This window comes from Kribbella sp. NPDC051137 (genome assembly GCF_040682535.1).
GTDB classification, from domain to species: Bacteria; Actinomycetota; Actinomycetes; order Propionibacteriales; family Kribbellaceae; genus Kribbella; species Kribbella karoonensis.
In genome coordinates this window covers 265,304-286,360 of record NZ_JBFBBI010000001.1, presented here as the reverse complement: position 1 = coordinate 286,360, position 21,057 = coordinate 265,304, and the positions used below count along the sequence as shown (strand labels likewise).

General features: G+C 69.8%; 19 protein-coding genes. 8 read left to right on the top strand and 11 right to left on the bottom strand.

All coding sequences use genetic code 11. The features are described from left to right. The first annotated feature begins 29 nt into the window (after positions 1-29). Positions 30-905 carry an alpha/beta hydrolase gene (locus tag AB0M51_RS01460; RefSeq protein ID WP_344190084.1) on the top strand — a complete coding sequence of 292 codons (876 nt, stop codon included), beginning with the start codon at positions 30-32 and terminating at the stop codon, positions 903-905. Further along, the gene (locus tag AB0M51_RS01455) at positions 902-1,579 is read left to right on the top strand and encodes an IMP cyclohydrolase (protein ID WP_344190086.1); all 678 of its coding nucleotides are present in this window, start codon (positions 902-904) and stop codon (positions 1,577-1,579) included. Before AB0M51_RS01460 ends, AB0M51_RS01455 begins: the two co-directional genes overlap by 4 nt. A gap of 3 nt (positions 1,580-1,582) precedes the next feature. On the opposite strand, the gene AB0M51_RS01450 is transcribed toward AB0M51_RS01455, so the two are convergent. The 5 genes from AB0M51_RS01450 to AB0M51_RS01430 form a co-directional block, all read right to left on the bottom strand. Beyond that, positions 1,583-3,418 (bottom strand): long-chain fatty acid--CoA ligase, encoded by a 1,836-nt coding sequence (locus AB0M51_RS01450; protein ID WP_344190088.1) that lies wholly within the window; start codon positions 3,416-3,418, stop codon positions 1,583-1,585. Between the two features lie 230 nt (positions 3,419-3,648). After that, entirely contained in the window at positions 3,649-4,242 is a 594-nt protein-coding gene (locus tag AB0M51_RS01445; RefSeq protein WP_344190089.1) for a class I SAM-dependent methyltransferase, read from the bottom strand. 55 nt (positions 4,243-4,297) lie between these two features. After that, complete coding sequence (locus tag AB0M51_RS01440) at positions 4,298-5,323, bottom strand: aspartate-semialdehyde dehydrogenase (RefSeq protein WP_344190090.1); 1,026 nt, start codon at positions 5,321-5,323, stop codon at positions 4,298-4,300. Positions 5,324-5,414: 91 nt separating this feature from the next. Beyond that, positions 5,415-5,600: a tautomerase family protein gene (locus AB0M51_RS01435; protein ID WP_344190092.1), complete on the bottom strand. Its 186-nt coding sequence runs from the start codon at positions 5,598-5,600 to the stop codon at positions 5,415-5,417. Positions 5,601-5,637: 37 nt separating this feature from the next. Continuing rightward, positions 5,638-7,134 carry a sodium:solute symporter family protein gene (locus tag AB0M51_RS01430; protein WP_344190094.1) on the bottom strand — a complete coding sequence of 499 codons (1,497 nt, stop codon included), beginning with the start codon at positions 7,132-7,134 and terminating at the stop codon, positions 5,638-5,640. A 139-nt stretch (positions 7,135-7,273) separates the two neighbouring features. Here AB0M51_RS01430 and kduI point away from each other — a divergent pair, with 139 nt between their 5' ends. Genes kduI through AB0M51_RS01415 form a run of 3 tightly spaced genes read left to right on the top strand, consistent with a single transcriptional unit; the run spans position 7,274 to position 9,625 of the window. Next, on the top strand, positions 7,274-8,098 hold the full coding sequence (gene kduI / locus AB0M51_RS01425) for a 5-dehydro-4-deoxy-D-glucuronate isomerase (protein WP_344190096.1): 825 nt from the start codon (positions 7,274-7,276) through the stop codon (positions 8,096-8,098). Beyond that, the gene (locus AB0M51_RS01420) at positions 8,095-8,850 is read left to right on the top strand and encodes an SDR family oxidoreductase (protein WP_344190098.1); all 756 of its coding nucleotides are present in this window, start codon (positions 8,095-8,097) and stop codon (positions 8,848-8,850) included. Before kduI ends, AB0M51_RS01420 begins: the two co-directional genes overlap by 4 nt. Positions 8,851-8,869: 19 nt before the next feature. Next, complete coding sequence (locus AB0M51_RS01415; protein WP_344190100.1) at positions 8,870-9,625, top strand: IclR family transcriptional regulator; 756 nt, start codon at positions 8,870-8,872, stop codon at positions 9,623-9,625. On the opposite strand, the gene AB0M51_RS01410 is transcribed toward AB0M51_RS01415, so the two are convergent. Genes AB0M51_RS01410 through AB0M51_RS01395 form a run of 4 tightly spaced genes read right to left on the bottom strand, consistent with a single transcriptional unit; the run spans position 9,604 to position 13,450 of the window. Then, complete coding sequence (locus AB0M51_RS01410) at positions 9,604-10,845, bottom strand: MFS transporter (protein WP_344190102.1); 1,242 nt, start codon at positions 10,843-10,845, stop codon at positions 9,604-9,606. The genes AB0M51_RS01415 and AB0M51_RS01410 overlap by 22 nt on opposite strands. Next, complete coding sequence (locus tag AB0M51_RS01405; RefSeq protein ID WP_344190104.1) at positions 10,842-11,468, bottom strand: MOSC domain-containing protein; 627 nt, start codon at positions 11,466-11,468, stop codon at positions 10,842-10,844. The genes AB0M51_RS01410 and AB0M51_RS01405 overlap by 4 nt, the downstream gene beginning before the upstream one ends. A 42-nt stretch (positions 11,469-11,510) precedes the next feature. Continuing rightward, positions 11,511-12,872, bottom strand: coding sequence for an MFS transporter (locus tag AB0M51_RS01400; protein ID WP_344190106.1), 1,362 nt, complete (start codon positions 12,870-12,872; stop codon positions 11,511-11,513). Beyond that, complete coding sequence (locus AB0M51_RS01395; protein WP_344190108.1) at positions 12,869-13,450, bottom strand: TetR/AcrR family transcriptional regulator; 582 nt, start codon at positions 13,448-13,450, stop codon at positions 12,869-12,871. Before AB0M51_RS01395 ends, AB0M51_RS01400 begins: the two co-directional genes overlap by 4 nt. A gap of 180 nt (positions 13,451-13,630) precedes the next feature. Between AB0M51_RS01395 and AB0M51_RS01390 the strand changes: the two genes are divergently transcribed. Further along, the gene (locus tag AB0M51_RS01390) at positions 13,631-14,632 is read left to right on the top strand and encodes a glycosyltransferase (protein ID WP_344190110.1); all 1,002 of its coding nucleotides are present in this window, start codon (positions 13,631-13,633) and stop codon (positions 14,630-14,632) included. After that, positions 14,629-17,154, top strand: a complete 2,526-nt coding sequence (locus AB0M51_RS01385; protein ID WP_344190112.1) for a YfhO family protein — start codon at positions 14,629-14,631, stop codon at positions 17,152-17,154. The genes AB0M51_RS01390 and AB0M51_RS01385 overlap by 4 nt, the downstream gene beginning before the upstream one ends. A gap of 92 nt (positions 17,155-17,246) precedes the next feature. On the opposite strand, the gene AB0M51_RS01380 is transcribed toward AB0M51_RS01385, so the two are convergent. After that, positions 17,247-18,098: an aminoglycoside phosphotransferase family protein gene (locus AB0M51_RS01380; protein WP_344190114.1), complete on the bottom strand. Its 852-nt coding sequence runs from the start codon at positions 18,096-18,098 to the stop codon at positions 17,247-17,249. Between the two features lie 51 nt (positions 18,099-18,149). Continuing rightward, the gene (gene lepA / locus AB0M51_RS01375) at positions 18,150-20,039 is read right to left on the bottom strand and encodes a translation elongation factor 4 (RefSeq protein WP_344190117.1); all 1,890 of its coding nucleotides are present in this window, start codon (positions 20,037-20,039) and stop codon (positions 18,150-18,152) included. Positions 20,040-20,143: 104 nt separating this feature from the next. Here lepA and AB0M51_RS01370 point away from each other — a divergent pair, with 104 nt between their 5' ends. Continuing rightward, the gene (locus AB0M51_RS01370; protein WP_344190119.1) at positions 20,144-21,043 is read left to right on the top strand and encodes a hypothetical protein; all 900 of its coding nucleotides are present in this window, start codon (positions 20,144-20,146) and stop codon (positions 21,041-21,043) included. Positions 21,044-21,057 lie beyond the last annotated feature (14 nt).

Below are 21,057 nucleotides of genomic sequence, written 5' to 3'. Positions count from 1 at the left end.
GCCCTCGGGGCGCGCGTATGCTCACCGGCATGTTGAGCGATGGGGTGCGGACTGTTCCCGCGGGTGGGGTCGGGCATTGGGTGCGAGTGGCGGGGGCCGGGAACGGCGGTACGCCACTTGTGCTGTTGCACGGCGGGCCGGGTGAGAGTTCGTACGGCGTGGAGCGGTCGGTCGGGGACGCGTTGGCGCAGTTCGTGCCGGTGGTGTTCTACGACCAGCGCGGGTGCGGGCGTACGGAGCGTCCGGCCGACACCTCGACGTACACGATGCAACGTCTGGTCGCGGACCTCGACGACTTGCGTACGGCGCTGGGCGTCGAGCGGATCGTCCCGTGGGGCGTGTCGTTCGGAGCGCTGCTGGCCGCGGAGTACGCCGTTGCCCACAGCAATCATGTGGACCGGCTGGTGCTGCACGCCCCGCCGATCGTCGATCCGCTCCACCCGGGGCTGTGGACGATGCGGCCGGGCGCCGTCGACCCGCTGCTGACGCGCGCCGAGCAGACCGCGTTGCGCACCCGGCTCGACACTGTCACGGAGCCGCTGGAGCGTACGGTCGCCGCGCTCGGCGCGATCGCCCAGAGCGAGAACGCGGCCGCCTTCTTCTACCACGACCCGTCCAACATCCCCGCCGACGACGAGAACGCGCCGCCGCCCAACATGGACGTGGCGATGGCGCTGGTCGGCAACGAGCGTCCCGAGCTCGTCGACGACCTGGCCGCGCTGGATCTCCCGACGCTGATCCTCGCCGGGCTCTGGGACCGCCAGGTCGGCTTCGACGTCCCACGCGACCTCGCGGCCCGCCTCCCGCAGGCCACCCTCGAGATCTTCCAGCACTCGGCCCACTCGATCGACGAGGAAGAGCCGGCCCGGTACGTCGAGTCGATCCGCAAGTTCCTCGCCCGGTGAACGCCTGGACGTCCCCCGAGTACCCGGGCCGCGGACTCGCCGTCGGACGCGATGCCGACGGCGTCCCGTTCTTCGCGTACTGGCTGACGGGCCGCTCCCCCGCGTCGCAGTCCCGCGAGCTCGTCGTCCACGACCGCGAACTGATCGTCCGCGACACCTCCGGCGGCCCGGTCGACGACCTGCGCCACTACACCGCGGCGACCCGTGGGCACGACTGGTTCCTCGTCGGCAACGGCACCCAGGTCGGCGAGCTGGCCGCGGCCCGCGCAGAACAGCCCGACCTCCAACTCGCCCTCCGGCAGCTGACCTACGAACCCGACCCACCGATCCGCACCCCACGCATCGTCGCGAGCGCCGTTCTCGCGGACGGCGGGCTGACCGACGTCGTGGTCGGCTCGGCCCGTGCGTACGACGGTGCGCCGGAACTGACCGAGCACCCGTCCGTGTACCTGGCGCGGATCGCTCCCGGGACCGCGGTCACGACGACGACCTACAACGGGACCGCGGCCGCGATCACCACCAGCGGACGGCCCGCGACGGTCGCCGTCCCGATGTCGTGGGCGTCCGTCACCGACGCCGTGTGGACGGGTCTCACGCCGTCGTTGCGGGTCGCGATGGTGACGGTCCGGCTGGACCGGGACACCTTCACCGACGTCCGCGCCGCGGCCCGGTGACCCCTACTCGTACATCTTGTCGAGGACGTCGGCGTACTCGGTCTCGACGTGTTTGCGCTTGAGTTTGAGGCTCGGCGTCATCTCACCGGACTCGACCGTGAGGTCGCGGTCGAGGATGGTGAACTTCTTGACGGTCTCCCAGCGGTTCAGGCCGGCGTTGAGTTCGTCGACGTACCCCTGGACCATGGCCCGGGCGGCGTCGGACGTGACGATCTCGGCGTACGGCCTGCCGCCGAGGCCGTTCGACTCCGCCCAGCCGGTGATCGCGTCCGGGTCCAGCGTGACCAGCGCGGAGACGAAGTTGCGCAGGTTGCCGTGCACGATGAACTGGCTCGCGTACGGGCAGATGGTCTTGAAGCGGCCCTCGATCACCTGCGGTGCCACGTACTTGCCGCCGGAGGTCTTGAACAGGTCCTTCTTGCGGTCGGTGATGTAGAGGAACTCGTCCTCGAAGTGCCCGATGTCGCCGGTGTGGAACCAGCCGTCGGCGTCCAGCACCTCGGCGGTCTGCTCGGGCTGGTTGTGGTACCCGCTCATCACGCCGTCGCCCTTGATCAGGATCTCGCCGTCCTCGGCGATCTTGAACGACGTCCCGGGGAACGCCGGGCCGACGCTGCCGAGCCGGTACTGCGTGGGCCGGTTCAGCGTGGATCCGGCCGACGTCTCGGACAGCCCGTACCCCTCGAGGATCAGCAGCCCGGCGGCGTGGAACCACTCCGCCAGCGACTTGTCGAGCGCCGCGGACCCGGACACGAAGAACCGGATCCGGCCACCGAACCGCGCGCGGATCTTCGACAACACGAGCCGGTCCGCGGCCGCGAACTGCGCGCCGAGCAGACCTGAAGGCTCGCGCCCCGCCTGTCGCACCGCGGACACGCGCGCGCCGACGCCGAACGCCCAGTCGAACAACTTCGCGCGCGCACCGCCCTCGGACTGGATCATCGTCCTGATCCGGGCGTGCGCCTTCTCGAAGATCCGCGGCGCCGCCGCCATGAACGTCGGCTGGACGATCGCCGCATTGTCGACAATCTTGTCGATCCGGCCGTCCACCGCGGTGGCGAAGCCGATCTGGCACTGGACCGCCAGCAGTACCTGGCCGAACACGTGCGACAACGGCAGCCAGAGGAACTGCAGGTCGTCCGGCGACAGCACCCGCATGCCCTCGACCGCGGCGCCCTCGTACGTCCACGCCGAGTGCGGCAGCCGCACACCCTTCGGGCGTCCCGTCGTACCCGAGGTGTAGATCAGTGTGCACAGGGTGTCGGGCTCAATGCCGGCAATCCGATCGTCGACAATCGACGGATGCTCGGCCAGGTAGTCGTCGCCGAGCATGTCCAGCTGGCCGAGACCGATCACCCAGTCACCGTCGCGCTCCTCCGGCATCCCGTCCAGCAGCACGACCTTGCGCAGTGACGGTGTCTCGGACCGGTGCTCGCGGAGCTTGTCGACCTGCCCGGCGTCCTCGGCGAACACCACCCGCAGGTCGGCGTCGGCGACGATGAAGGCCACGTCCGCGGAGATCGTCGACGGGTAGATCGTCGTCGTCGCGGCCGCGGCCAGTACGGCGGCCAGGTAGCACTCGATCCACTCGATCCGGGTGCTCGCGGCGATCCCGACCCGCTGCTCGGGTTCGACCCCGAGGGCGATCAGTCCCGCGGCCCGGCGCCGGGTCAGCGCCTCGGTCTCCCGCCAGCTCACCGACTTCCACTGCTCGCCGCGCGGGAACCGGAACGCCTCCCGCTCGGGGGTCGCGGCCACCCGGTCCAGGAACATCTGGGCCATGGTGTCCTTGCGGTTGCTGAGCAGTGCGAGCTGGCCGGGATCGGCGACAGGCGTCATGACTGGCCTCCAATGGGGGTCAAGTACACCGGACAGTAATAGCAATCCCGGGTGCTGGCCATGCCACTCGCTTGCCCACCTGAACCTTCTCCATTACTTTTCCGCAACATACGCACACGGTCGGTGGTGACCGCCTCACTATCCGTCCTGCCCGCGCAGGGTTCTCAGACGCCCTCTCCGGTCGTGCTGCGGACGCACGCCGCGGTGAACGGCGTTTATACCAAGGACTTCTACCGCTGCTCACGTTTCCGGGCGACCACGCGCTGGATCGTCCGGCCCGAGCTCGCGCTGGTGACCTGCTCGTCGAGGAGCAGGTCACACGCGCCGAGCGCTTCCCTCACCACCTGCTCGTCGACGGCGGCGTACAGCCGGCCGGCGTCGTCGCGGCTGTCGGTCGGCGAGACGCGCCAGGTCAGGTACAGCACGCCGCCGGGTTTGACGATGTCCGCGAGCCGCCGGACGGCCGGACCGACCGCGGCCGGCTCGAGGTGCATGATCACGGTCTCGCACAGGACGTTCGTGAAACTGTCGGCGGCGACGCCCTTCAGTTCGGGCAGCGCGGCGTCGTGGAACTCGACACCCGGGTGCCGGCGGACCGCCTCGGCGCGCAGGCCGGCGGACGGCTCGAGCCCGACGGCGTCGAACCCGTTCGCCGCCAGCCAGGCGGTGTCGCGGCCGGAGCCGCAGCCGACGTCCGCGGTGCGGCCGAGCTTGAAGTATCTGCGGACCAGGTCCTGCAGGTCGGTGCCGGCGGGTTGGGTCTCCCAGTCGTCCGCGTACCCGGCGGCACCGGAGTCGTAGGCGTGCAGCGTCTCAGTGTCCACCCGACCATCGTGCGCCGCGATTTCTCTCGATGTCAACCTTCTTGATGTCGAGAGATCAGCGGGCGGCGAGCAACTCCGCGATCTGGACCGCGTTCAGGGCGGCGCCCTTGCGGAGGTTGTCGTTCGAGACGAACAGGACCAGGCCGCGGTTGTCCCGGACCGACTGGTCCTGGCGGATCCGGCCGACGTACGACGGGTCCTGGCCAGCCGCGAGCAACGGTGTCGGGAGGTCGGTGACGGCGACGCCCGGGGCCTTGCCGAGCAGCTCTGTTGCCTGCTCCGGCGTGATCGGCTCCGCGAACTCGGCGTGGATGCTGAGCGAGTGCCCGGTGAAGACCGGCACCCGGACGCATGTGCCCGCGACCGGCAGATCCGGGAGGTGCAGGATCTTCCGGCTCTCGTTGCGGAGCTTCTGCTCCTCGTCGGTCTCACCGGTGCCGTCGGCAACGATCGACCCGGCGAGCGGGAGCACGTTGAACGCGATCGGCCCGGCGTACACCTTGGGCTCCGGCAGCGTGACGCCGTCGGCGCCGCGGGCGAGCTTGCCGCCGGCCACGGCCAGGTCCCGCGCCTGGTCCTCGAGCTCGCTGACGCCGGCCCCGCCGGAGCCGGAGACGGCCTGGTACGTCGAGACCACCAGGCGGGTGAGGCCGGCCGCGCGGTGCAGCGGGGCGAGGACCGGCATCGCGGCCATCGTCGTGCAGTTCGGGTTCGCGACGATCCCCTTCGGGATCGTGTCCAGGTCCTCCGGGTTCACCTCGGAGACCACGAGCGGTACGTCGGGGTCCATCCGCCAGCCGGAGGAGTTGTCCACGACGACCGCACCGGCCGCGGCTACCCGCGGGGCGAGCTCCTTGGAGGCCGTCTTCCCGTTCGAGAACAGGGCCAGCTCGAGCCCGGAGAAGTCCGCCGTCGCGGAGTCCTCGACGACGATCTCCCGGTCACCGAACGGCAGCTTCGTACCGGCGGACCGCGCCGAGGCGAAGAACCGCACCTCGTCGACCGGGAACTTGCGCTCGAGCAGCAACTCGCGCATGACCCCGCCGACCTGACCTGTCGCACCGAACACACCTACTCGCATACGGCCGAGAGTAATAGGTGCCCGCGGCGCCCGCCCGGATGTTTCAGCGGGCGGACGCCAGGCCCATCACAATCGCTCGTCGCGGGGGTGATCAGGCGTCGGCGACGAGGGTGCCGCCGTTGGCGACGTCGGTCTTCTCGATCTCCTGGAAGACGATGCGGACCGATTCGCGCTTCGCGCCGAGGATGGCGATCGCGGAGTCGGTGACGGCGGCGACGAACTCGCGGCGCTGGTCGAGGGTACGGCCGGAGAGCAGTTCGACGGTGATGTTCGGCATCAGGCGGATCTCCTGTAGGTGGTTTTCGGACAGTGTTTCAGGACCGGGCCGCCGCGCGCGCGGTGACCTCGGAGTCGGTGTCGAGCGAGTCGACGAGTTCGTCGACCTCCGCCCGCTGCTCCGGTGCGAGCAGGCCGAGGCCCACGTACACCACCAGAGAGGTTGCCAGCGGCAACGCGACGACCAGCGTCTGGTCGGTGGACCCCACGCCGTACTTGACGATCGCCCAGGCGATCAGCCCGACCGCCCAGGACGCCAGCGCGGCTCGCGACCCGCTCCGCCGGAACCACGGCAGCAGCCCGAGCATCAACGGGATCGCGATCGGCCCCATCGTGGCCGCGACCAGGTCGACGACGATCTTCAGCACCACGCCTTCGCCGTTGGTGGCGATCGCGATCAGCATGCTCACGGTGACGAACGTGAACGTCACGATCCGCGCCATCTTCAGCGTCGCGCGGTCGGTCAACTGCCGGACCCGCGGTACCAGCACCGGCGCCAGATCGCGGGTGATCACCGACGAGATCGCGTTCGCGTCGGACGCCACCATCGCCATCGTGTGCGAGAAGAACCCGGCCAGCACCAGCCCGATCAGCCCGCTCGGCAGCAGCAGTTGGGACAGCGCGACGTACGACTGCTCCGGCTTGCCCGGGTGCACGAGCAGCGGTGCCGCACACATCGGGATGAACAGGATCAACGGCCAGACCAGCCACAACCCGGACGAGAGCAACGCCGACCGCTTCGCCGCGGAGCCGGACGGCGCGGCCATGTAGCGCTGCGCCAGGTTCCACATGCCGCCGTTGTACTCGAACGTCTTGATGAACAGGAACGCGATCAAGAAGATCGGCGTGTACGGCCCGTTCAGCGCGTGCCCGTGGCCGGCCGGCAACTCGTCCCACATCTTCCACAGCGTCGGTACGCCGTCCAGGCGGTGCAGCACCCCGATGAACATCGCGACACCGGCCCCGAACTGGATCACGAACTGCCCGAAGTCGGTGAGTACGTCGGCCCACAGCCCGCCGAGCGTCGCGTACAGCATCGTCACCACACCGGTGAGCAGGATGCCCCACCGGATCGGCACGCCGGTGAAACCGTTCAGCAGTACGGCGATCGCGACCCACTTGGACGCGATGTCGACGACCTTGAGTGCGGCACCGGAGTACGCGAGCGCCTGCTGGGTCGGCAGGTTGTACCGCCGGGCGAGGTACTCCAGCGGCGACACGACCCCGTGTTTCGCGCGCAGCCGGTTCCAGCGGGCGGCGAACAGGAACGCGCCGATCCCGACGCCGACGCCGATCGACATCGCCCACCAGACGTAGACGGTGATGCCGTACGAGTACGCGACGGCCGCGAACGCGACGAACATCACCGCGCTGTAGCCGGACATGTGGTGCGAGATGCCGGACAGCCACCACGGGATCCGGCCTCCGGTCGTGAAGTAGTCGACGACGGTCTTGATCTTGGTGCGCGACCAGACTCCGATCAGCACCATCAGCACGAAGTAGCCGACCAGGACCGTCCAGTCCAGTGCGGTCATGGGGATCCTCCCAGGGGCGTTGGGCGAGTCCTTGAGAGGTTCCATTGAACAGAACCAGGTGTCAAGACGCGGAACTTGGAACATTTCCCGAGCCTGTTCCAGCGTTGACAGGCTGTTCTGCTGAGTAGAACCTTGTTCCGTGACTTTGCAGATCAGGCACGCCACCCATCCCGAGCAGCTGCCCGGCTTCGACACGGCCGCACTGCGCCGCCACTACCTGGTGGACGATCTCTTCGTCCCCGGCGCCGTCACCGCGGTGCTCACCCACCACGACCGGATCGTCCTCGCCGGCGCCCGGCCGACGGACGGCCCGCTGACCCTCGGCACCTACCCCGAGCTGCGCAGCGAGTACTTCCTCGAGCGCCGCGAGGCCGGCATCGTCAACGTCGGCGGCGCCGGCACGGTCACCGCCGACGGCACGAAGTACGAGCTCGGCACCGGCGCCTGCCTGTACGTCGGACGCGGCGTCCGCGAGATCGTGTTCGAGGGACCCGACGCGGCGTACTACGTGTTCTCGGCGCCGGCACACACGACGTACCCGGTCGCGCAGATCAACCCGGGTGAGGGGAACCGGATCGAGGCCGGCGACCAGCAGACCGCGAACCGGCGGACGATCGACCAGTTCATCCACGCGGACGGCGTGCGGAGCTGCCAGATCGTGCTCGGCGTGACCACGCTGCACGCGGGCAGCACCTGGAACACGATGCCCGCGCACACCCACGACCGGCGGACCGAGTGCTACCTGTACTTCGGGCTGCCCGAGACCGAGCGGATCGTCCACCTGCTCGGCGAACCGGACGAGACCCGGCACCTGCTGGTCGCGGACCGGCAGGCGATCATCTCCCCGAGCTGGTCGATCCACTCCGGCTGCGGCACGTCGTCGTACAGCTTCGTCTGGGCGATGGCCGGCGAGAACCAGGCGTTCGGCGACATGGACGGTGTCGACGTACGGGATCTGCGGTGACGTCCTTCGGTCTCGAAGGACGGACCGCGCTGGTCACCGGGGCGCGGCGCGGGATCGGGGCCGCGATCGCCGCCGGGTACGCCGCGGCCGGCGCCGAGCTGATCCTGCTGGCCCGGGACGCGGCGCTCGACGACACCCTCGAGGCGATCAAGCGGAACGGCGGCGGCGACGCGACCGTGGTCACCGCGGACTTCGCCGACCCGGCCGCGGTCGAACGGGCTGCCCTGCAGATTGTCGACAACAGGAAGGTCGACATTCTGGTCAACAACGCCGGCACGATCCGGCGGGCGCCGGCGGCCGAGACGACGACCGCGGACTGGCAGCACGTGATCGACGTGAACCTGAACTCGACCTGGGCGGTGACCCGGCCGATCGGGGCCGCGATGGCCGAACGGCGGTCCGGGAAGATCGTCACGATCGCGTCGCTGCTCAGCTTCCAGGGCGGGATCCGGGTCCCTGCCTACACGGCCGGCAAGCACGCGGTCGCGGGGCTGACCCGGGCGCTGGCCAACGAATGGGGCCCGGCCGGGGTCCAGGTGAACGCGATTGCGCCCGGGTACATCAGTACCGACAACACCGCCGAACTGCGGGCGGACCCGGACCGTGAGGCCGCGATCCGGGAGCGCATCCCGGCGGGCCGCTGGGGACGGCCCGAGGACGTCGTCGGCGCGGCGGTGTTCCTCGCGTCCGCCGCGGCGGATTACGTCAACGGGCACGTCCTCGCCGTCGACGGCGGCTGGCTGGCGAGATAGGGGTGGCAGGATGTCCGACATGAGTTCGCCCTCGGCCATCGACAAGACGCTGATGGTGCTGGACGCCGTACTGGAGCATTCGCGGTTCACCGACGTGGTGAACGCGACCGGTCTGGCCAAGTCGACCGTGCACCGGATCATGGCCTCCCTGGTCGAGCACGAGTTCGTCGCGCAGGCCGACGACGGGTCGTACCACCCCGGCCCGAAGGCGCTCCGGCTCGCCGGGCACGCGCTGACGAACGTCGACCTGGCGACCGTGGCGCGCCCGGTGCTCGCGGACCTGGTCGCGCAGACCCGCTGTACGGTGCACGTCGGACTGCTGAACGGCGACGAGGCCATCTACGTCGCGCGGCTCGACGGCCCGAAGCCGTACCGGATGCCGTCCCGGGTCGGCAAGGCGATCTGGCTGCACTGCACCGGCATCGGCAAGGCGCTGCTCGCCGAGAAGGACGACGAGGCGCTCGAGGTCCACATCACCCGGACCGGCCTGCCCGCCCGGACGCCGCTCACCCACACGACCGCTGCCGCGCTGAAGGCCGACCTCGCGCAGACCCGGGCCCGCGGGTACGCGCTCGACGACGAGGAGAACGAGCCCGGCATCCGCTGCGTCGCCGCGGTCATCCACGACCACACCGGCGCGGCGATCGCCGCGGTCAGCATCTCGACGCTCTCACTCGAGCAGTCGATCGCCCAGGTCGCCCTGATGGCCCCCGCCGCACTCGAGGCGGCCCGCAAGATCTCCGCCGCGCTCGGCTATCGCGAACCGACCAGCTGACGCGCCGCCGCCCACCGCACCACCGGGACGAAGAGCAGCCCCACAACCGCGAACCAGACGCCCAGGATGATCCAGCCCGGCACGCCGAGGCCGAGCGGGAGGAAGGCGAGCACCGTTGGCGCGACCATCGTGCTGATCGACATGCTGGTGTTCCAGACGCCTTGGTACTGCCCCTGGGCGTGACCGGGCGCGAGGTCGAAGCTGAGCAGGAACGACCCGGAGGACTGCAGCAGTTCGGCGATCACCTGCACGAAGGCGCCGACCGCGAGCAGGGCGACCGCGATGACGGCGTTGCCCCAGGTGGCGCCGGCCATCAGCACCATCGCTGCCAGCAGCAACAGGCCCGCGGTGCGCGTGGCACGGGCCGCGGCCGCCGGGTCGGCGATCCCGCGCGACGACCGCACCTGGAACAGCGAGACCACCACGGTGTTGATGATCAGCAGCACGGCCACCGTCCAGCGCGGCGCGTCCGTGTGGTCGACCACCCACAACGGGATCGCGACGTCGAGGACCGCGAAGTGGATGCTCATCCCCGCGTTCAGCGCGGCCACCGCGAGGTACGCCCGGTCCCGCAGTGCGATCCACACCGGCCCGCCGTCGTCGTGCGGCTGCGGCGCCACCCGGGGAATCGCCAGTACGACGAACGCCGCGACACTGCTCAGTACGGCGTCCAGCACGAACATCAGGCGGTACGCCGTACCCGTGTCGAAGTGCAGCGCGAACGCGCCGACGCCCGCGCCGATCGTGATGCCGATGTTCGTGACGGCCCGTAGATACGCACGGGCCGCGACCCGTCCGGCGCCGGTGGTAACCGCGGCGATCAGGGCCGCTCGCACCGCGCCCGCACCGCGGTCGATCATCGTCAGCACGATGCTCACGGCCAGGAACTGCCAGAAGTTCTGCACGAACAGGTAGACCAGCGAGAACGCGCAGACCAGCAGGCTCAGCACGACGAACAGCCCGCGCGGGCCGCGCCGGTCGGCGAGATGCCCGAGCGGTACGGCGGACAGCAGGCCGAACAGGCCCGCGATCGTCAGCCCGAGGCCGACCTGCGCGATGCTCAGCCCGACGATCCGGTTGAAGTACAGGACGCTGACCGTCATCAGCAGGCCGTTCCCGACCCGGCTGAGCAGGGTGGCGAGGGCGAGCGGGCGCAACGGTCCGGGCGCCGGCAGCACGCCCCGGGCGACAGGCGGCTCGGCCACCGGCGGGGCGCTCATCCGCGCGCCACGACGCGCTGCGCGTTCGCGCGCATCTCCTCCATCAGATCGACACCGGAGTCGAGCATGCGTTGCATCTTGACGGGATCCTCCAGGGCGAACATGAGTGCGACCGTGACCTCGTGGTCCGGCTTGCTGAGGATCTCGATCCGGTCGCCGGCGCCGATCGAGCCGGTCCGGAGGACCTTCAGGTACGCACCGGGGCGGCCTGCCTGGTGGAAGCGCTTGACCCAGTGCGGGAGCTGCATCCGGTGCTGGAACGTGATGCACGGGATCCGCGGCGCGCGCACCATCACCTCGACCTCGGGCCCGATCCGCCAGACCTCGCCGAGCAGCGCGCCGTTCACGTCGAGCCCCTCGGTCCGGAGGTTCTCGCCGAAGAGCCCGGTCGGAATGTCCCGGCCGAGTTGGTCCGCCCACCAGTTCGCGTCCTCGTCGGCGTACGTGTAGAGAGCGAGGTCCGGGCCGCCGTGGTTCTTGGTGTCGCAGACCCGGTCGCCGGCCAGCCCGAGCTCGCCGACGTGGACGCGGCCCGGCTGCGGCCGTTTGTCGATCGCGGTGAAGCCGGTCTCCTTCGGGCCTGGGATCAGCTTCTCCACCACGTTGACCGTCAGCACCCGCATACCCGCATCCTCTCCCGGCGGTCACAGGTGTTTCCACCCGTTTTAGCGGGGTTTGAGCGGCAGTACGGCGATGATCAGCAGCGTGGCGGCGGTGGCGGCTGCGCCGATCCAGGCGGCGGCGCCGTACCCGGACTCGTGCGGGAAGACGTGGGTGGTGTGCGCGGCGAGGATCAGCCCGCCGAGCGCACTGCCGGTGGAGAAGCCGACGCTCCGGACGACGGCGTTCACGCTCATCGCGCTGGCGGTCTCGGCCGGCGGCGTCACCGCGAGGATGACCGTCGGCATGGCGGCCGAGAACGCACCGACACCGAAGCCGAGGATGCCGATGGCAACGATCGGTTGGACAAGGTGTGAGCGGGTGACCGCGAAGAGTGCGAACGCGACGAGGACACACGCAGTACTTGCCGCTAGCAACAGCCGGGCGCCGAGGCGGTCGCGCCACTGCGGAACCAGGCGGCCGGCGACGAAGCCGAGGACCGAGAACGGGACCAGGACGAGACCTGCCTGGAAGGTGTTCAGGCCGAAGCCGTAGCCGGCGGCCGCAGGGGTCTGGACGTAGCGGGTGATCAGGCTGAAGAGCAGGTACATGCCGACACCGCCGGTGAGCATCACGACGTTCGCGGCGGCGACCGCCGGGTGGCGCAGCAGTTTGATGTCGACGAGCGGATGCTCGGTGCGCAGTTCCAGGAAGGTCCAGCCGACGAGCAGCAGGATCGCTGCCAGCAGTACGCCGATCGCGAGGGCGGGGTTGCCGGTCCAGAGGGTGGTCTCGCCGATCACCAGGAGGAGGGCTGGGAGGGCGATCGCGAGCAGGACGGCGCCGCGGACGTCCAGGCGGGCCGGCGGGCGGTCGGGAGCTCCCGGCAGGACGACGAGCGCCGCGCCGAAGGCGGCCGTAGTGATCAGGAGACCCAGGCCGTACGCCGTCCGTACGCCGCCGAGGTCGGTGAGCAGACCGCACAACGGGTAGCCGATGCCGATGCCCGCGGTCGTGGTGACCGACAGGAGCGCGATCGTCCGCGTGGCCCGGTGCTCATCGAGGTGGTCGCGGGCCACGGCCATCATCAGCACGACGAGGCCGAGCCCGGAGCCTTGGAGGGCCCTTCCGATCAGCAGGAACGCGAACGGCAGCGGCAGAACCGTCAGCACACTGCCGGCCACCTCCGCCCCGAGCATCCACAGCACGACGCTCCGCCGCCGGGGCCCGGCCCCCAGTCGCCCGAAAACCGGGGTCGCCACCGCCCCCGCCAGCAATGCGATCGTCAGCGTCCACTGGGAAGCCGCCGGCGAAACCCCGTAGGCCTCGGCCACCGCCGTGATCAACGGAGCTCCCAGGCTGCCGATCACCGCACCGACCAACCCCACGGAAACCAGGAACCCCACCAGCACCCCGGGTCTGGTCATTGGTTCGTCTCGGTGGTGATGTGGGTGAAGAGGCCCGGTTTGATGCGGGTTCTGGCCTGATGGGACCAGGGTTCGTCCACCTGCGGGAGGTCCAGGGCGGCGTTGGTGTTGAGGAGCATGCCGAAGGCGAGGAAGGCCTTCACTGTGACCGGGTCGAGTTGTGCCGTCTCGGCGACGGACTGCCAGAGGCGGGCGAAGCTCGTCCGGACCGCGTCGCGGACCTCGCCGTCGCCGGCGGCCGCGGCGGCGGTGCCCTGGAGCTGGAGGAGCAGCGTCGTACGGTCGGCGAGCATGTCGTTGTACTCCTGTCCCATCGCCGTCAGCGCCTCGATCCCGTGCGTCCCGCCGGCCGCCGCGACCATCGCGAGCCGCATCCGCTCGAACGCCGCGTCCACGCACGCCAGGAACAGCAGCTTCTTCGTCCCGAACATCCGGAACACGTACGCCTGGGTGATCCCCGCCCGGCGCGCGATCGTCTCGGTCGAGGCGCCGTACAGCCCGGCCGCCGCGAACTCCTCCGCCGCGATCGCCAGGACCTGCTCGCGCCGTTCCCGGCCGCTCATCCGTGCTGCCGCCATGAAGCCAAAGTTAGTAGGTAGTAACTACTAATTACAACAACTTGGCTGACGCCTCGTGATCGACGTGTCGCAGAGCGAGATTCTTTCCGGTCTAGATGACAATTTAGGCAATTCGCGCAACCAAATCGCCTCCCCGAAGCATCTGTCAGGTGTACTTCGGGGGAGGTCGATGGAGGGGACATGGGTAAGGTGCGCACCTTGGGGGAACTCGAGATCGCGGTGATCGTGCCGTGCTACAACGAAGCAGCAGCGGTGCGGAAGGTCGTCACCGAGCTGCGCGACTCGTTGCCGACGGCGCGGATCTACGTGTACGACAACAACTCGACGGACGGCACCGGCGCGATCGCCGCGGAAGCCGGCGCGATCGTCCGGCGGGTCACCCGCAAGGGCAAGGGCAACGTGGTACGCCGCGCGTTCGCGGACGTCGAGGCCGACGTGTACCTGCTGATCGACGGCGACGACACGTACGACGCGTCCCGGGCTGCCGAACTGGTCGAGGTGCTGCTGACCGGACCTTACGACCACGTGGTCGGCGTACGGCGGCATTCGAACGAGGCGGCGTACCGGCCCGGGCACACGCTCGGTAACCGGATGCTGACCGGGGCTGTCGGCACGCTGTTCGGCCGCGACATCACCGACATGCTGAGTGGATACCGCGCGTTCTCCCGGCGGTACGTCAAGTCGTTCCCGGCGTTGTCGCAGGAGTTCGAGATCGAGACCGAGTTGACGATCCACTCGCTGCACCTGCGGGTGCCGGTCGCCGAGGTCGAGGTCGGGTACAAGGAGCGGCCGGAAGGCGGCGAGAGCAAGCTCCGGACCTACCGCGACGGCCTGCGGATCCTGCGCTGGATCCTGCTCCTGGCCCGGCTCGAGCGGCCGACGCTCTTCCACGGCGTACTCGCCGCGATCTGCGGGCTGCTCGCGCTGGTGCTCGGTGTCCCCGTGGTCCTCGAGTACCTCGACAGCGGGCTGGTGCCGCGCCTGCCGACCGCTGTCCTGGCGTCGTCGATCGGGCTGATCGCGATCCTGCTGGTCGTGGTCGGCTACCTGCTCGACGCGATCGGCCGGAGCCGGCAGGAGGCCGCGCGGCTGAGCTACCTCAGGCACCCGGCGCCGACGCAGCTCCTCGAGTCGGTGGAACCGGTGGCGGCCGGGGTCGACGACTTCCGGACGGTGGGATGAACCGGGGCTTCGCCGCCCGGATCCGACGCCAGTGGCCGGTGCTCGCCGCCGCCGTCGGGGCCGGGCTGACGTTCGTGATCAGCGGCATCATCCGCGGCACCTACCCGTTCGGTGACGGCCCGCGGAGCACCAACGACCTGGGGCAGCAGTTCGTCCCGATGTACGCGCACTACCGCGACATGCTCACCGGCCAGGGCGTCGGGGATCTGCTCTTCAACTGGTCGAGCGGCTTCGGCGTGCCGTTCCTCGGCGACTTCATGGCGTACGTCGGCTCGACGCTGTCGTGGATCGTGCTGCTGTTCCCGCGCGACCACATCGACCTCGCGCTGTTCCTGGTCGACGTGTTCGCGATCGGGCTCGCGGCCGGCGCGATGACGGCGTACCTGCGCCGGCTGCGCCCCGGCCCCGCGTGGATCGCGGTCGTCGCGGGGATCTCGTACGGCGCGTGCGGCTGGGCGATCGACGACGCGGCGTACATGAGCGTCTGGCTGAACGGGCTGGTCGCGTTCCCGGTCATCTGCCTGCTCTGCGAGTGGATCCTCAGCCGGCGCTCGACGCTCTCGCTACTGGTCTCCCCGTTCGTGATCGCGTTGCTCTGGACGTCGCACTTCTACACGGTCTACATGGCAACGCTCGGTGCCGCGATCGTCGTGGTAGCACGGATCCTGGCGTACGACGCGAGCGTGTCCTGGCGCACCCGATTGACCGGTGCGCTGCGCTGCATCGTGGCTGTCGGCCTCGGTATCGGACTGGCCGCGCCGCTGCTGCTGCCGACGTACCGGATCGTGCAGGCCGCGCGGCCGAGTCCGGACGCCGCGTTCAGGCCGATCAGCGCGATGGATTTCCTCGCCCGGCTGCTTCCGGGCAGCGAGGGTGTCGGGGCGACGCCCGGGCTGGCGGTCGGCACGGTGCTGTTGCTGCTCGCGGTCAGCTTCCCGTTCAACCGGGCGGTTCCCGGCCGGGAGCGGATCGTGTGGACGGCGGCGGTCGCGCTGACCGTGCTCAGCATGCAGGTTGATTTCACCCACGACGTGTGGCACGGGTTCGACACCCCGAACGGCAGCAACTACCGGCAGGCCTTCATCGTCGCCGGCCTGCTGGTGATCGTCGGCTGGCTGTCCGCGGCCTCCGGCCTCCGTACGGTGCTGGCCGTGGCGGCGCCGGTCGGCGTCGTACTCGTGCTGTATCTGGTGATGTGGAACGTCCGGACCACCACGACGACCACGCGGATCGTCGTGCCGCTGCTGATCGTGATCGCCGTCGGCGCCTGGCTGGCCGGCCGCCGGCCGGACCGGCTGGGACGGGTCGCGGTGGCGCTCCTGGTCGGTGCGGTGGTCGCCGAGGTGTCGGTCTCGTCGGCGGCGATCGACGCGCAGCGGAGCAAGATCCTCAGCGCGAAGCCGCCGTGGGGCGACCTGCACACGGCGATCCGTGGCCTGGTGGAGTCCTCGGACGACTGGCCGACGCATCGCGCGGCGCCGGGCGCGGACCAGACGGTCAACGACCCGATGCTGATCGGCGGCCAGGGACCGCAGTACTACTCGAGCACGATCCCGGACCGGGTCTCGCAGCAACTGCTGGACCTGGGGTTCGGGTACAGCTCGTACGGGCGGGCCACGATCGACCCGCAGAACCCGGTGGTCGACGCGGCGTTCGCGATCCGCAACCGGGTGGTCGTCGGCGACGACGACGTCCCGAAGCTGGAGACGTACGACGCCGCGCCGCTGGTCACCGTACGACGTGCGAAGCCGTTCACGTCCGGCGATCCCGGGCCGTTCGGGGCCCAGGAGACCGCCCTGGGCGCGGACGTCTACACGATCCCGAAGGTGCTGGGCGAGAAGGACCCGGATGCGACGGTCTCGGACCGGAGGGGCGGGCTGACGATCACGCCGGCGCGCGGTGCCACGCTGCCGGTCGAGACGACGTTGCATGCGACCTGTACGCCGGGGTCGGAGATCTGGTTCGCGGCGCCGACGTACGTGGGCGAGGTACTCGTCGACGGGCGCGACTGGGTGACGAACCTGGCGCCGACCGCGAAGAGCCCGGGCATCTACTCCGGTGCGCCGATGCTCCGGGTCGGGACGGCCGGCGCCGACGGCAAGGTCGAGGTGACGCTCCGGCTGGCGGCGCGGACCAAGCTCCCGTCGTCGCCGATCGGCTGCCTGCACCCGGACCGGCTCACCGCGGCCGTGGCGAACCTCAACGCCAGCAAGGCGGCCGCTGTGAGCGTCGGCGGCCACAGCATCCGCGTACGGCTGCAGCCCGGCGAGGCCGCGGCGGTGGTGATCGGAGTGGTGCGGATCGACGGCTGGAGCTGCTCGGTCGACGGCAAGGCGGGCCGGACCCCGGGCACCCGCGGCGGTCTGCTCGCGGTCGCGGCGCCGGCCGGTGCGTCCGAGGTGTCGTGCGCGTACCGGCCCGTCGGTGCCCGGATGGGCCTGGCCGTCGGGGCGCTCGCATTGCTGGGGTTACTGGCGGTGGCCGGTCTGCTGCTACTACTGCGGCGGCGTCCTAGGGCATGACTCCTGATCCCACGTCGTAGCGAGGAGGTGCTCGGTGCGGTAGCTCGGCGCGCCGAGTGCCCCGCAGTAGGCGTGGGATCAGGAGACATGCCCTAAGACTGAATCGCCTTGACGATCGCGATGTTGCGGGTCAGCCAGTCCTGCGGCAGCGACTCGTCCGTGCCGGTGGACTCCAGTGTCCACAGGACGTTCAGCATCTGCCGGACGATGACCCAGTCGCGGGCGCGATCCTCGTCGAAACCGGCCGCGTCGACCGCGGTCCAGAACCGCTGGCGTACGGCGAACCGCAGGTCGTGGGCGGTCGCGACCTCGTCCCAGCGGTTCCAGATCAGCGGCGCGACCTCGAAGTGCGGGTCGCCGGACAGCGGCTTCGGGTCGATCACCAGCCACGGCTCACGGTCGGCGGCGAGCATGTTCTCGTAGTGCAGGTCCGTGTGGATCAGCCGTCCGTCGGTGGCCGGGTCCGCGACGAAGTCGGATGCCAGCGAGATCGCCTGCTCGACGTAGCGGTGCGGCACCGGGGCGGAGGCCGGCAGCCTCCGGAACCCTTCGACCCAGCGGGTCAGCTCCCCCGACAGCGTCCGGTACTGCGGGCCGGCCGGGACGTGCAGCCGCTTGTAGGTCTGCCCAACGATCTCGCAGGCGTCCAGCGCGTCGATCGCGGTCAGGTCGCGCGGGTGCAGCCGTTCCAGCAGCAGCGCGAACCGGCGCGGGTCCGCGCGCAGCAGCCGCACGGCGCCGTTGCCGGCCCAGTCCCGCAACGCGAGATGCTCGGTCTCCGCCTCCCAGTGCGGGAACTGGACCTTCAGTACGGCGCTCTTGCCCTCGGCAAGCACCGGTACGACGAGCGCACAGTTGCCGTACGCCGCCGTACCGTCGACCTGCAGATCCCACTCGTCGAGCAGCTCCCTGGTCAGCCGTGGGAGCCGATCGAGCCAGTCCACCCAGTCCTGCCCTCGGGAAGCGACAACGAGCAGGCCATCCGGGATCTGCACCTACTTCTTGCCCGCCTTCTCGGGGGAGTCGGAGGTGCGGAGGGCGGCGATGAAGGCCTCTTGCGGGACCTCGACCCGGCCGACCATCTTCATCCGCTTCTTGCCCTCCTTCTGCTTCTCGAGCAGCTTGCGCTTCCGGGTGATGTCACCGCCGTAGCACTTGGCGAGGACGTCCTTGCGGATCGCGCGGATCGTCTCGCGGGCGATCACCCGGGACCCGATCGCGGCCTGGATCGGCACCTCGAACTGCTGCCGCGGGATCAGCTCCTTGAGCTTGCCGGCCAGCGCCACGCCGTACCCGTAGGCACTGTCGCGGTGCACGATCGCGGAGAACGCGTCCACCGTCTCGCCGTGCAGCAGGATGTCGACCTTCACCAACTGCGCTGCCTGCTCGCCGGTCGGCTCGTAGTCGAGCGACGCGTAGCCCTTGGTCTTCGACTTCAGCTGGTCGAAGAAGTCGAACACGATCTCGGCCAGCGGCAGCGTGTAGCGCAGCTCGACCCGGTCCTCGGACAAGTAGTCCATCCCGTTCAGCGCGCCGCGCTTCTGCTGGCAGAGCTCCATGATCGCGCCGATGTAGTCGCTCGGGCTCAGGATGGTCGCCTTCACGACCGGCTCGTACACCTCGTCGACCTTGCCCTCGGGGAACTCGCTCGGGTTCGTGACGACGTGCTCGGTCCCGTCCTCCATCAGCACCCGGTAGACCACGTTCGGCGCGGTCGAGATCAAGTCCAGGTTGAACTCACGCTCGAGCCTCTCGCGGACGATCTCCATGTGCAGCAACCCGAGGAACCCGCAGCGGAAACCGAACCCGAGCGCACCGGAGGTCTCAGGCTCGTACTGCAGGGCGGCGTCGTTCAGCTGGAGCTTGTCGAGCGCGTCGCGGAGCGTCGGGTAGTCGTCGCCGTCGATCGGATAGAGACCGGCGTACACCATCGGCTGCGGGTGCTTGTAACCGCCGAGCGCCTCGGTGGCGCCGTTGACGTTCGACGTGACGGTGTCACCGACGCGGGACTGCCGGACGTCCTTCACACCGGTGATCAGGTAACCGACCTCACCCACGCCGATACTCTGCGTCTTGATCGGCTCCGGGGAGATCACCCCGACCTCGAGCATCTCGTGCACCGCGCCGGTGGACATCATCTTGATCCGGTCCCGGTGCGTCAGCTCGCCGTCGACGACCCGGACGTAGGTGACCACGCCGCGGTACGTGTCGTACACCGAGTCGAAGATCAGCGCCCGCGGCGGCGCGTCCTTGACGCCCTTCGGCGGGTCGATCTGCGCGACGATCTCGCTGAGCAGGTCCTCGACGCCCTCACCGGTCTTCGCCGACACCCTGAGCACGTCGGACGGGCTGCAGCCGATGATGTTGGCGAGCTCCTCGGAGTACTTCTCCGGCTGCGCACTCGGCAGGTCGATCTTGTTCAGCACCGGGATGATGTGCAGGTCCGCGTTCAGCGCGAGGTACAGGTTCGCGAGCGTCTGCGCCTCGATCCCCTGCGCCGCGTCGACCAGCAGCACGGCGCCTTCGCACGCCTCGAGCGACCGGGACACCTCGTAGGTGAAGTCGACGTGGCCGGGCGTGTCGATCATGTTCAGGATGTACGTCGTACCGTCCGGGGCCAGCAGGCCGCCCGGGGTGTCCGGGCCGGGCGTGAACGGCAGCCGGACCGCCTGCGACTTGATCGTGATGCCGCGCTCGCGCTCGATGTCCATCCGGTCGAGGTACTGCGCCCGCATCGAGCGGTCGTCGACCACGCCGGTGATCTGCAGCATCCGGTCGGCCAGCGTCGACTTGCCGTGGTCGATGTGGGCGATGATGCAGAAGTTCCGGATCAGCGACGGGTCGGTACGACCCGGCTGCGGCACTTTCGTGGGGCCAACGGGCACGGAGGGGGTCCAGTTCTGGTCTCGGGTGGTATATCCGGTCAATCATCCCATGCGGGTCCAGCAGATTCGAAAATCGCTGGCGGCGGCCGATAGCGTGCTCTGGTATGGCGCACGCTGCTGGGGTCCGGTTGCCCTATTTCGACCTTCCGTCCGCCGTGCGGGCGTGGGTGGAGCGAGAACTCGGGTCGGTCGTGGTGTCGGCCACGACCCAGCAGGGCGGCTTCTCCCCCGGCACCGCCGCGCGCCTGGTGACCGCCTCCGGCCGGCGGGCCTTCCTGAAAGCCGTCGGTACGTCGCTGAACCCGAAGACGCCGTCGCTCTTCCGACAGGAGATCACCGCGATGCAGGCCATCGGCCGGCTCCCGATGGTTCCGGAGCTGTACGAGGTGTACGACGACGGCGACTGGGTCGGCATGCTCTTCGAGGACATCGAGGGGCGGCTCCCGGCGCATCCGTGGGAGCAGTACGACGCGGACCGGGCACTGGACGCGCTGGCGGAGCTGACCGACGTACTGGACCCGTCGCCGTGGCCGGGCGCTCCCGTGATCGCCGTACGCAGCCATGACTTCCTGAGCCGCTGGGAGAACGTCCTGGCCGACAACCTCGCCGTACCGTCCTGGGTTCAGCCTGAGGCGTTGGCGGAACTGGCCCGCACCGGGGTTCAGGCGCTGGCCGAGGGCCAGGCGCTGGCGCATTACGACCTACGGGCCGACAACATCATCCTGACCGAGGACCGGGTGGTGTTCATCGACTGGGCACACCCGGGGCTGGCGCCGCGCTGGACGGACACGGTGATCCTGCAGGCAGAGATGCGCGGCTCGGTGAGTCTCCCGGAGCTCCCGGACGACGAGGCGATCACGGGGTTCATCGCAGCCATCGCGGGCGGCCTGTGGTGGGGTTCTGCGCAGCCTGCGCCGCAGGGGATCCCTACGATGCGGACATGGCAGCGGGAGCACGCTCTGGTGCATCTGGACTGGGTACGCGAGCGGATGCAGCGTTTCTGACCCACGCGCGTCTG

What these genes read in the sequence shown, in the direction of transcription:
- AB0M51_RS01460 (WP_344190084.1), top strand. Translation starts at nt 30, where the DNA reads ATGTTGAGCGATGGGGTGCGGACTGTTCCCGCGGGTGGGGTCGGGCAT.
- AB0M51_RS01450 (WP_344190088.1), bottom strand. Translation starts at nt 3,418, where the DNA reads ATGACGCCTGTCGCCGATCCCGGCCAGCTCGCACTGCTCAGCAACCGC.
- AB0M51_RS01440 (WP_344190090.1), bottom strand. Translation starts at nt 5,323, where the DNA reads ATGCGAGTAGGTGTGTTCGGTGCGACAGGTCAGGTCGGCGGGGTCATG.
- AB0M51_RS01435 (WP_344190092.1), bottom strand. Translation starts at nt 5,600, where the DNA reads ATGCCGAACATCACCGTCGAACTGCTCTCCGGCCGTACCCTCGACCAG.
- AB0M51_RS01430 (WP_344190094.1), bottom strand. Translation starts at nt 7,134, where the DNA reads ATGACCGCACTGGACTGGACGGTCCTGGTCGGCTACTTCGTGCTGATG.
- AB0M51_RS01415 (WP_344190100.1), top strand. Translation starts at nt 8,870, where the DNA reads ATGAGTTCGCCCTCGGCCATCGACAAGACGCTGATGGTGCTGGACGCC.
- AB0M51_RS01410 (WP_344190102.1), bottom strand. Translation starts at nt 10,845, where the DNA reads ATGAGCGCCCCGCCGGTGGCCGAGCCGCCTGTCGCCCGGGGCGTGCTG.
- AB0M51_RS01405 (WP_344190104.1), bottom strand. Translation starts at nt 11,468, where the DNA reads ATGCGGGTGCTGACGGTCAACGTGGTGGAGAAGCTGATCCCAGGCCCG.
- AB0M51_RS01400 (WP_344190106.1), bottom strand. Translation starts at nt 12,872, where the DNA reads ATGACCAGACCCGGGGTGCTGGTGGGGTTCCTGGTTTCCGTGGGGTTG.
- AB0M51_RS01395 (WP_344190108.1), bottom strand. Translation starts at nt 13,450, where the DNA reads ATGGCGGCAGCACGGATGAGCGGCCGGGAACGGCGCGAGCAGGTCCTG.
- AB0M51_RS01390 (WP_344190110.1), top strand. Translation starts at nt 13,631, where the DNA reads ATGGGTAAGGTGCGCACCTTGGGGGAACTCGAGATCGCGGTGATCGTG.
- AB0M51_RS01385 (WP_344190112.1), top strand. Translation starts at nt 14,629, where the DNA reads ATGAACCGGGGCTTCGCCGCCCGGATCCGACGCCAGTGGCCGGTGCTC.
- AB0M51_RS01370 (WP_344190119.1), top strand. Translation starts at nt 20,144, where the DNA reads ATGGCGCACGCTGCTGGGGTCCGGTTGCCCTATTTCGACCTTCCGTCC.